Genomic DNA, 11844 nt, shown 5'->3' on the forward strand with positions numbered 1-11844 from the left:
GAACTGGTGATGAACAGATTCCAGAAATGGCGCGGTTCAGTTATACCGGCTGATGTCATTGACAGCGTTCTTCCCTGGAATGATGAAATCAGAGAACTCTGTGCTCTGTCAGTCTGAATCAATAATACTTCAATGTAAAAAAGGCGAAGTTCTTTGCGTCCTGCAGCTTTCCTGAGAGGAAAGTTTCAGAATCCATAAGATTCTTCGCCTTTAATGGTATATAGGCAATTTCGTTTCGGGCAACCCGTCAAATATAAAGAAGTTACATTTTAAAAGGCCGCCTTTTGTTGGCCTAATTTAGAGCAAAAGTCAAAAAAGACAGCCCATCAAAGAGCTGTCTGATACTTAATTGATAACTATTTTGAATCCTTGCGAATTACAATGTCATCCTGGCTTTTAAATATTGATTTTTCCGGAATAACCCCACGAACACAGGATAATGGATAAATACTTGTTTCGCATCCGATGACTGTACCTGGATTCAGAACGCTGTTGCAGCCGACCTCCACATGATTCCCAAGCATTGCTCCAACTTTTTTGCGTCCAGTTTCGATCTTAATCCTATGACTTCGATCATTGATTACCACGAGTGATTTGTCACTTTTGACATTGGAAGTGATGGATCCAGCTCCCATATGAGCATAATGCCCGAGAATTGAATCACCAACATAGTTATAGTGCGGAACCTGAACATGATCAAAAAGGATTACATTCTTCAACTCTGTTGAATTTCCTACGACGCAGTTTTCTCCTACTAATGCATTCCCTCTGATAAATGCTCCAGGCCTGACTTCTGTTTTTGCACCAATAATACAGGGACCATTAAGATTGGCAGTCTTGGCAATCTGAGTACTCTTATGTATCCAGACCTGGTCAGCTATTTGTTCATATTCATCATCGAGATTCGAAGCTAAATCAAGTATCATCTGCCCAATTCCATCTAAGGCCTGCCACGGATATTCAAACTGCTCTAAAAATTTCCTGGCCATTGTATGATTGAGATCATACAACTCTTTCATTTTCATCATAGTCAAACTCCCTTTCACTCACTTTATCCTGTTCATCTCATTACTAAGAATATTTACTGTAAAGAATAGGCCTCCGCTTCAGCCTGGGCAGCTGCTTCGGCCTGGGCCTGAGCTTCTGCTTCAGCCTGAGCCTGGGCATCGAGTGCAGCCTGAATATCACTTTGATCTACAGAGAATTCTTCTCCATTGTTAAATAACTGAAGTACCTGTCGGATGCGATTGATTGAATCCTCATTTGCATAGTTGACATAAGTAAAACCCGTTAGCTGAGGTGAGTTTTCAAATCCGTTCGTTCTTATAGGCGTCATCTCTAAAATATCCCATTTGTTTGGATACAGAATAAAAGTATTTATAATTTCACAAAGATCATTATAGCTGAAATCAGTCTGGATGGACTCCTTAATTATATCGAGAATCGGATTCATCTCAGCCAGAGATGAAATCCAGTTGAAAGGCAACAAAGCTTTCAACAAATTCAGATGATTATTTTCAAATTGCTGATCGACTTCAGAAAAATCATTGAAATCGCGAATATATAAATCTGCAGTCACTGAATTTAATTCAATTTCTCCTTCGTTAAACACCGTATTTCCGGTGACATAATAATTCGGATTATTTACTTTCGTTTTACCAAGACGATCCAGAGCATTGGATAATGTATCCAGATCGACACGAATTGTATAATCCAGCTTGATTCCCAAATAAGATTCAACGCTTTGTCTTAAAACTTCCTGAGAATGATAGCTGAGCAGCGAAAGTTTTTCATATTGTCCTGGAGCACATGCAAATTCATCCGAACAGGTGACTGGAATATAAATATTGCGAGGCAGCGAGATCAGCAGTATTTTTTGTGAAACTGGATCAACGCTCACTACCAGGCATTGATAAGTTCGATAATTTGGTTGATTCAATGGAGCAGTCGATGAAGTAATTAATACTGTATATCTTTCGTTTTCAATATCTTTTTCAGCCGGCTTATCCATAAGGCTGGTTTCTTTTTCGAAACTTTCTACTTTTGTGAGTTCTCTGTCTATTGTGACCAGATCAGGATACTCCTTTGCCAGTTCGATCTGATAGGGTTCAAGAAGAACCACCTGTAAAGTCTGCCCCTTTAAAGCCCGCATCATCTGCTGAATTGAGCCATATTCATGAACTTTAGTTTTTAGCCCTCTTTGATTTAACTGCTCCAGCGTGTACTCGTTCATTTTCTGATTAACCGTATTCAAAACTCCAACAGATAATTCCCCATTCACTTTGGATAAATCCCGAATCGGAGCCTGTTCATAGGTATAAAGATTCATCTTTTCTGTATAAACTCTCTCATGCCAGGAAAGCCGTTGAATGGCTGCAGTCAAATCATCAGAAAGACCAATTCCAAAAATAGAAATAATGATCATGAATGCGATCAATAAGACTCCAATAATCCTTGCTTTTGATTTATATCCATAATATCGGAAGAAAAAATTAGCCAATGCAACGAGCAGCAATCCAACTCCAAGAATAATCCCTGCAGTCGAGAATTCGATCAGCCGCGAACGAGCAAGATCGTATATTAACCAGAAAAGAAATCCCAGGCCTATAGCCATGAGTATCCAATCTTTATGTCGTCTGAACCAATTGCCCAGAGTGTGTAAACGACTGTTATAATTTTCCATTCTATCCCTTCACAATCCGTCAGTTAAGTCCCATACTTTTGGGCGCAGTTCCAATTTTTTTCAGATTCGCCTTGGCTGACAACCTGCGAACCGTATCCAGCTTATCAAAATGAATCAGATAGCTTAATTTCTCAAGATCTGTTTCAATCACTGATCCCATACCAAATATCTTATGCTCTACTCGATCTCCAGGCATCAGCAATTCATTCTGGTTGAGCGGCCTTTGCAAAGCAGGTCTAGAATTTACACTTGCACGGGTATGGATCAGAAGATCCTCTGCTGGTTTTGGATGCCAATTCAGTATTGGTTCATCGATATCACATAAAAAACGCGATGGATAGCGAAATCCGCCATTTGCCAGAAGTCCTTCAGATTCAGAAAGATATAGTTCTTTTTGTGCCCTTGTTAAAGCGACAAAGGCCAGTCTTCTCTCTTCTTCCATTTGTTCAAGTGTCCGTGTCTGTTTGCTCGGAAAAATATTTTCGCTTAATCCAACCAGAATGACAACCGGAAATTCAAGACCCTTTGCAGTATGAACTGTCATCATTTTAACTTTTTGAGACTGCATTTCCTGATCAGACGCTGTAAACAGAGCAATATGATTTAAATACTGCTCCAAATCCCCTTCTTCGCCGCTGTTTCGTTCGAATTCACTGACAGATTGTTTTAATTCTGCCAGATTATCCAGACGATCCTGAGCTCCCTGAAGCCGCAGCATCGCTTCATATCCGGAATGATCAAGTAAACCGCTGAGTACTTCAGTCACCGATCGATCTTTCCAATTTTCACTTTCAATCAGTTCAATATATTCGTTAACCCTGGTTTTTTTGAACATTTCAGTCTCAGCATTTTCTTTTAAAGATTCCCAGAGACTGATTTGATGACTTATTGCGTACTCTTCCAGAAATTTCATTCTTGAAGTTCCAATATTTCTTTTCGGGGTATTAACCGTTCGCTGAAAATCCAGATCGTCCTTAAATATCAGCATTCTTAAGTAGGCTAAAGCATCCTTGATTTCCATTCTCTGAAAAAATGGAACCCCAGAGTAAATCGTATATGGAATTTCCTGCTGCAAAAATTCATCCTCCAGAGTACGCGACAGATAATGCGCCCGATATAAGATGGCAATGTCTCTGTATTCATACCCTTTATGCAGAAGATGGTGAATCACTTCGACAATCCCTTTGGCTTCCTTTGCCGTATCTTCAAAATGCATTGCATGCACGTTTGGTCCAGCTTGATTTTTGGTATACAGATCTTTTGGAAGTCTGTTGTAGTTTACAGCAATCAATTTATTAGCAGCCTCCAGAATCTGAGGTGTGCTGCGATAATTCTCATTTAGGTAAATCGTTTTGGTTTGTGGATAATTCTGATCAAAATCCAGGAGAAAGCGAACGTTTGCTCCTCTCCAGGTGTAGATCGTCTGATCCGGATCGCCAACCACAAACAGATTTTTATGATAGCCCTGCAAAACATTCATCAGGCGATACTGAAGAGAGTCGATATCCTGAAATTCATCAATCATGATATATTCCAGACGCTCCTGCCATTTTAATCTGATTTCATCGTTTTCTTTAAAAATGAAGAGACTGAGAATAATCAGATCATTATAATCGAGGCCAAAGTTTTTCTTTTGTTGATAAAGATATCCATAGAAGATAATATCGTCGGTTTCAATAGCCCTGGCATACTTTTCATAGAGCTGATCGAGAGATAAAGAAATCAGATCGTAATAATAATCCGGTTTTCTATCAATCTTTTGAATTTCAATCATGTCTCTGGCTTTTGAGAAAGTCATATCCCGACTGGTCAGCCCTCGCTGTTCATATACAATTTTTAACATCGAATCAATATCCGCGTTATCCAGTACCATAAAGGATTTTGGAAAATGAATAGCGTTTGCTTCTTCTTTTAGGACTGTATTGCAAAAACCATGAAACGTGGAAATATATCCCGTATCCGCATCTCCAATTAATCGATGGATTCGGTTTCGCATTTCGTTTGCTGATTTGTTAGTGAAGGTAACGCATAGAATCGAAGACGGTAAAATACCCAGTTCATTCACCAGATAGGCGAAACGATAGGCCAGAGTCCGTGTTTTTCCACTTCCAGCTCCAGCAACTACCCGAACGTATCCTTCACTCTGTTCGACAGCTTCGAGCTGCTTCTCATTCAGTACAGGCATTTGTTCCATCTTCATTCTCCTTTCTGTTAAAGATTACCGCGCATTGATGTGATTGTTGATTGATTTTGTCTAACATCAATCATAGCGATTTCATTTCATCATTTTGGGTAAATGTCGGATTTTTTTCAGATTCTTTCTGTAATGGAGGTCTGATCAGTTTCAATTTGTTCGGATAAGTCTGAATTTTAACGTATTCCAGATTACCGCCAAATTCTCCATCCAGAGTCCAATCCGTCGGTTCAGATTCGATCTCAAACCATGGGGATCTAACCTGAACAAAAAAATCTGAACTGAAGTCTTTTTTAAGAATTCCCTGAGCGATCTGATGAAGCTCAAGCAGATTCATCGGCCTTCGGATCAGTAAGCCTTCAAGCAGACCATCGTTAAAGCGGGCTCCATCCATCACCAGTGAATCAACACTTCCGATATAAAGAGTATTTGAAAAGGAAGCAAATAGAAAATCGCCTTCTGCGCTGCCTTTTTCCCAGCTTACATTCATCGTGACACAGTTATTTTCCCAATGGGTAAAGTCCACCACATTAAGTCCTTTCACAATATAGGCAAGCGGTCCGAACATCTTTTTATCTGTCTGACTGGTGGTATATGGAACCTGTGTACTGATACCGCATGCAGCAATATAACTGAAATATTCATCATTAAACTTTGCCACATCCACCGACACCGGCTGTTGTTCGCAAATCATTTTTCCAGCAGCCATCAGATCAAATGGGATTTCATGAGAATTGGCGAAATCATTGACGGTTCCACACGGAATACATCCCAAAGGAACCTGAAAATCAATTTTTCCTAATCCGTTAAGCGCTTCGTGCAGGATTCCGTCTCCACCACATACCACAATCTCATCGACCTGAGTTCCATTTTTTTCAATATATTGAATCGCATCCAGGGGCGCTTTTGTTGGATAGACGGTTACCTGATAATCATTTTCTGAAAACATCTCAATTAAATCAGCCAATGAATTCCGAATTTTTTCCAGCACCCGATTTAGGATTATACAGAAACAGCATTTTATTCATGCATGAAATTATATCCTATTTTCTTTGAAAGCGATCTTTTGTTACGTGATTGAATCCTGTTGTTTTTACTAATGCCCAGTATAGTGTTAAGAAGCTAGAAAATCTTTATAATAAACATGTTGTAATTCATCAAATCCATTCAGAAAGGGGGAATCCAATGAGGCAGCTGTTAAGCCTGATCTGTTCATTTTTTATCTCATTGCTTCTTGTCCCCCTGATTCGAAAAGTGTCTGCTGGTTCGGATGCTTTTGCCAGACAGAACAAGAGGACCATTCATCATGGAAAAATCTCCCGTATTGGCGGAATTGCGATCTATGCTGCATTTGCTATATCCATGAGTCTGTTTATCGAACCTGACCGAGCTCTGATCGGTGCTTTCCTGGCATCTTCTATGATGTTTTTTACCGGACTGGCTGATGACTTTTTCGATCTTAAGCCAGGGATGAAGATGTTATTTCAATTTCTGGCTGCATGCCTCCTGATTCAATACGGGGTTCGAACTGATTCTTTGCATCTTCCGTTTGGGATAGTCATCGATTGGCCCATCTTGTCTGCGTTATTCACTCTGGTCTGGGTCGTTGGGATCACAAACGCTGTGAATCTGATGGATGGGCTGGATGGACTGGCAGGAGGGATCTCCCTTGTAGTTTTTTCAATTGTTGCTTCCATCTCGCTGGTCGACCACCGAATGGATATGATCACTCTTTCAATGGTTATGTGCGGCGCTCTGTTAGGTTTTTTAATTTATAATGCTCATCCTGCAAGCATATTCATGGGCGATTGCGGATCCCTGTTTCTAGGCTGCATGATCGCATCTACTTCATTAATGGGCTTCAAATCGAGTACCATTCTGACGCTTGCTCTTCCAATTTTGATTTTACTTTTGCCGATCATTGATACATTATCGGCGATTTTAAGAAGAAAGATTAAGGGGCAGAGCTTTTCAACGGCAGACAAAAAGCATCTTCATCATCAACTGATGAGAAGATTTGGTCATGGAAACACAGTAGTCATCATGTGTGGAATCACTTTTCTGTTCGGTCTTTGTGCGTTCCTGTATATCTATGACCGAAAATTCGGATTACTTCTGATTCTGATTTTATTAGTCATTATCGAAGTCTTTATCGAAAAAACAGGAATGATCTCTCCCTACTATCGGCCACTGCTTGGCTTTCTAAATCGAATAATCGGTGGATCAGAGAGGCCCAATCAAAAGCGCTCTGCCAATCGTCAAACAAATCAAAAACATTCCAGTAAAACAACTATGGATGAATCGATGGAATTTACGATCCGAATGAGCGTCTCAAATCCAGGCAGGAGCAAATTAGCTTCTCAGGAAATCGAACAGACAAGACGGATCAAATTCGGCAACCGAGAACACCATAGATCCAATCACCGTTAATGACTGAACTCATGAATTCACAATTCACCCGATCCCAAATCTGAATAAAGAAAAAACTTCTTAAGCTTGAATTAAATTCTGGCTTAAGAAGTTTTTTTAATGACACGTGCCTATCTTGCACTGTCATCTCCATAATACATATTTTGTATGGTTTTGATCAGTAAAGTCAGATCCAGCCACAAAGACCAGTTCCGATAATAAAATTCATCAAGTTCAAGACGCCTTTCAAAATCTACATTGCTTCGTCCATGAGTCTGCCACATTCCGGTAACTCCTGGGGCCAGAGAAACGATGTCCTGATAATATGATCCCATATCCTTGGCTTCTCTGGGAAGATACGGTCTTGGGCCAATCAGAGACATTTCACCTTTTAAAACGTTAATAAACTGCGGGAACTCATCTAATGATTTTTCACGTAGAAATTTTCCCGCTCTAGTAATTCTCGGGTCGTCCTGAAGCTTTTTGTTTACTTCGTATTCATGCCTGATTTCCGGATTTTCAGCCATCATCTTTTCAAGAACCTGTTCCGCATTCTCCACCATGGTTCTAAACTTATAAACCTTAAACTGCTTGCCATTTTTTCCAATCCGGTTTTGGGTAAAGAAGATCGGACCATAATCGCCCTGTTTGTGGTTATAGTAGCGAACATATCCGATCAGCGGCAGCAAAATAGCACATCCTGCCAGGCCGCCAAAAATATCAATGGTCCGTTTGATCAAATGATCGTACCATTTCATACTGCCCTGAGTTGTCGAAATCATTAAAAGGCCATCGAAGTCTTCAACACGGCTTGCAAAGGTCAGCATCTGATCAGAATTTGGCAGGTATTTTACATTTTCAACTCGCCCGGAAAGATAGGCATTCAGTTTACTCAAAGTATTGGGATCCAGTTCCGGAATCGCAATCATCACCGTATCAACTCCATAAGCGGAAGCATATTCATCAAACTGATCCATCGAAATGATTGGAGCTCTCTGTTCAATCTGAACCTGTTCAATACCGGGATAATCCCGATCTCCATTCAGATTGACAAAAGCGCGAATATTTGTCAGCGAGAACCGATTCGCCCGGGTTACATTATCAAGTTTCCGTGCTGTTTTTCCCGCTCCAATAACGATGACGTTCTTTGTACACTTTTTATAAAAGATTAGGTGAGCATAACGGACAACCAGCATCGAACAAATCATATCGATCAGAGTAAACAGGCAGATATAGCCCATTTCGTACAGAGCAGAAGGTGATCGAAAAGCGACTGTCAGCAGAGCACAAAATAAAAATCCGGCATATCCAAGAAATACCAGTTTAGCTTCATCATAAGCCAGAGTCGTTTTGTTCTGGAATCTTCCTACGATCAGCTGCGAAAAAACATACAGGGCAAACAGCTTCAATTTGCGCTCAATATTAAATGGAAAGACCCATAACAAGAGGATAGTGATCAGACATTCAATAATCAGCCTGATTCTATTTATATTTTTCATATACTTCTCCGTACTTTACGGCCGCTTCTTATGGAAAAGCTTAAATTCAATCCGATTGCGTACTCTTCTTAAGTTCAAACGCATCATATCTTTTCCTCTGATTTGAGGCTGTTCAACCTTCATTTCAGCCACTGTTAACTGACGGCTTTTGACCCACACATTCAACAGCCGCTCTGAAAGAAAACCGTAAATTCGTTTTTGATAATCATTATAATTATCAAGATTAATTTCTTTTTCAAGATCAAATAAAATTGGAAAAAGCCACGAGCAAAAATCAGAATAATGATTCACTGTAGTAATCATCATATTATATTGATGAATTCCTCCTTGTTCCATCACCTGATCAAAATAGACAACATCCTCAGGATATTTTCTTTGAATAATTGATCGGACTTTGTTCAGGTCTTCCAGAAATCCGGATTCATTGCAATATTGCTCTTTAACCGTTTCTCTATAAGGTTCGAATTTTGGCAGAACAATGGCCTGGTCATTCTTTAAAACATTTTCTAAAGATGGATCATTCAATCCAACAAACCATCGGCGGTAATGGTTGATGCTGATCCGATCGTCTGAGTTCATTTTTGGACACTCATTTTTCCAGATCCAGTAAAGAGCGGTTAATTCACAATAATTCGCATTTTTATCTGCGATCTGATCACCAGTATTATCCCTGACATCCCCAAAATCGCTTTGATTCCCTACCTGAAGTTTGATTCCTTCAATGGCAGCCGGCAGCTCAAAAGGTCGATGTCCAATAAAATAGTTATAGATCATTGGTCATCATCCTTTTCTTTGCTCTGATTCAGATAGAGATTCTGAAGATGAGCAGCGGCCTCTTTTACTTCATAACCAGCCTCAATCATCTCCTGCTTTCGGTCTTTTCGCTTCACCAACAGCATTTCTTCAATGGCTTCAATCCAATCAATCAGACGATCCGGTTCAAGCGAAAGATAACGGGACAACTCGGGAACAGGCATTTCTTTTGTCACTTCTTCACTGGCAATCACTGGAAGGGAAACAGCCTGGGCTTCAACCCCGACGACAGGAAGTCCTTCGAACAGGGATGGAAGAACCAATGCATCCATTGCATTTAAAAGATCTGGAATGTCTTTGCGAAGTCCCAGAAAATCAACCTGCTTTTCGATTCCCAATTCTCTGACTTTGGATTTGACCTTGTCCAGGTCCTCTCCTTCTCCTACCAGCCACAACCTTGCATCTGCATGTCTTTTTAAAAAACAATTGAAAATATCGATCAGAAACAACTGATTTTTCTGCCTGGAGAATCTGCCGATGTGCCCAAGAACAATTTCTTTTTTCAGTCCAGAAGCAGCTCTGATCTCATCGCGGATCTTTGGATCATAATGAAACCGATCCAGATCAACTGCATTCTTTAATATGTCTACTTTATTTTCATCAATAATTTTTTTTGGAAACTTCCACTTGGCGGCCAGCATACTGCAGGCACAGAACTGAGTAGGGTATTTCATAAAATACGGAACGGACATTGCTTTAATCAGACGATACTTTAAGTTGTCATCTCCGCCGCAATGTGAATGAACAATTCGATTTTTAACCCCTGCCTCACTGGCGATTTTAGGTCCCATCATTAAGGCATAGGTACTTCCAGAGTGAAAATGAACCGTTTCATAAGAATGAGAGGAAAGAAAATCGCTCAGCGATTCTTTAAAAACCTGATTGTTATTTTTTCCAAATTCGTGATCGTATGTATAAACCCTGCCTCCATAGGATTCCACTTCTGCTTTCAGGCTCTGATTATCACAAGTGAAAGGGGTCATGAAATCCATCTGAATTTGATCATGATCCATATTTCTCAGCATGTTCATAATGAAACTTTCCTGTCCGCCATTAGCCAGCGGCTCGCGAAAAACTTCAAGAACTTTTACCATACATTCAAGACTCCTTATATTCGATTTAAACCAATCATTAACTCATTAATGCTTTGATTGATGGGCCTCAGACTCAGCCTGTTTATTCTCTGGATATCGAATATTTGCGTGAAAGGACAGTCCTTCCCAGCTCGCACTCCAGATCAGGCGAATCTTTTCCATTTTTTTATCCTTAGAAAGCATCAGGACTTTGCCTGTATGATACAGGATCTTTGCCAGCTGTCTGACTTTTCTGCCAGTTCCTTCCTGCTTTGCGATATAAACTTCATTGCGGTAGGCATAGCGATAGCGCGGAAGTCGATTTTCGTGATCTGTAACAATATTACTTCCTTCATTATTCGCTGTTTTGTGCAGGACGACAGAATCGGGCACGTAATATCCTCCAGATCGAAAAGACAGACGTCTGGTGTATTCAATATCATCTCCCCAAATAAAAAACTCCTTTACTGGTAGGCCATATTTATAGATGGCATCGCTCTTTACCAGCAGAGATACGAATGTGGCTTCCCGGCATGGAATTGCCTTTTGCCCAATATCTTTTTTCAGCAATCGCTGTTGGTTCATTCTATTTTGTGTTCCATCAATCCAGATCGCCTTTGAAGAAAAGAAAGCGGCCTGTGGATGCAATCTGGCCTGTTCAAGAAGCTTTTCTAATGAATCCTCCTTGACTATCGTGTCATCATCCATCATCCAGATGTACTCTGAACCAAGCTTTAAGGCCTCTTCAAGCGCAAGGCAAAACCCTCCTGCTCCACCAAGATTTTTTCCGGTATTTCGGTAATGAATCTTCCCCTGTTTGATCCACTTTTCAAGCATCTTCTCAGTTCCATCCGTACTCGCATTATCAATAACAAGGATTTCAACAGGAAATGATTGGGCCATCAAAGCTTCCAGAGCTTCATGAAGTAGTTCTTTTCGATTATATGTCACCAGAGCAGCTGTTATCTTTTCCATAAATATCATCCTCCAAGAAAGCAATCAGCCTTCAGGCCTATAAAACATTATACTGAGCATTTATGTCTGTCGTAACCTTTTGAAATTTGCACGGGCTTTTATTCCCGGTTATCCCTGAATACCATCAAAGGCGGAAATCTTCTCTGTGCTCCAGCTTTCCTCTCAGGAAAGTCGGAAACGGAAGATTTCCGCCTTTTG

The 11844-nt window shown here is 40.3% G+C and carries 9 protein-coding genes; 1 reads left to right on the plus strand and 8 read right to left on the minus strand.

The features are described 5' to 3' along the window. Positions 1–356 precede the first annotated feature (356 nt). From BO222_RS00030 to BO222_RS00045, 4 genes are all read right to left on the minus strand, one after another. Complete coding sequence (locus BO222_RS00030; RefSeq protein ID WP_075817276.1) at positions 357–1028, minus strand: LbetaH domain-containing protein; 672 nt, start codon at positions 1026–1028, stop codon at positions 357–359. A gap of 53 nt (positions 1029–1081) precedes the next feature. Next, positions 1082–2683: an LCP family protein gene (locus tag BO222_RS00035; RefSeq protein ID WP_083647593.1), complete on the minus strand. Its 1602-nt coding sequence runs from the start codon at positions 2681–2683 to the stop codon at positions 1082–1084. Positions 2684–2702: 19 nt separating this feature from the next. Beyond that, positions 2703–4883, minus strand: a complete 2181-nt coding sequence (locus BO222_RS00040; protein WP_198931969.1) for an ATP-dependent helicase — start codon at positions 4881–4883, stop codon at positions 2703–2705. Positions 4884–4947: 64 nt separating this feature from the next. After that, positions 4948–5868, minus strand: a complete 921-nt coding sequence (locus BO222_RS00045; RefSeq protein WP_075817282.1) for a diacylglycerol/lipid kinase family protein — start codon at positions 5866–5868, stop codon at positions 4948–4950. Positions 5869–6062: 194 nt separating this feature from the next. Here BO222_RS00045 and BO222_RS00050 point away from each other — a divergent pair, with 194 nt between their 5' ends. Further along, a complete protein-coding gene (locus BO222_RS00050) occupies positions 6063–7307 on the plus strand; it encodes a glycosyltransferase family 4 protein (protein ID WP_075817284.1) in 1245 nt (414 codons plus the stop codon). Positions 7308–7417: 110 nt separating this feature from the next. Here the strand turns inward: BO222_RS00050 and BO222_RS00055 are convergent, their stop codons facing one another. The 4 genes from BO222_RS00055 to BO222_RS00070 are packed head-to-tail and all read right to left on the minus strand — an operon-like array spanning position 7418 to position 11646. Continuing rightward, positions 7418–8785 (minus strand): exopolysaccharide biosynthesis polyprenyl glycosylphosphotransferase, encoded by a 1368-nt coding sequence (locus BO222_RS00055; RefSeq protein WP_075817286.1) that lies wholly within the window; start codon positions 8783–8785, stop codon positions 7418–7420. 15 nt (positions 8786–8800) lie between these two features. Continuing rightward, positions 8801–9559, minus strand: a complete 759-nt coding sequence (locus BO222_RS00060) for a DUF4422 domain-containing protein (protein WP_075817288.1) — start codon at positions 9557–9559, stop codon at positions 8801–8803. Then, the gene (locus BO222_RS00065; protein WP_075817290.1) at positions 9556–10692 is read right to left on the minus strand and encodes a glycosyltransferase; all 1137 of its coding nucleotides are present in this window, start codon (positions 10690–10692) and stop codon (positions 9556–9558) included. The genes BO222_RS00060 and BO222_RS00065 overlap by 4 nt, the downstream gene beginning before the upstream one ends. A 45-nt stretch (positions 10693–10737) precedes the next feature. Next, positions 10738–11646: a glycosyltransferase family 2 protein gene (locus BO222_RS00070; protein ID WP_075817292.1), complete on the minus strand. Its 909-nt coding sequence runs from the start codon at positions 11644–11646 to the stop codon at positions 10738–10740. Positions 11647–11844: the final 198 nt, after the last annotated feature.

Origin of the sequence: Ileibacterium valens (assembly GCF_001945525.1) — a bacterium.
Classification (GTDB): Bacteria; Bacillota_I; Bacilli_A; order Erysipelotrichales; family Erysipelotrichaceae; genus Ileibacterium; species Ileibacterium valens.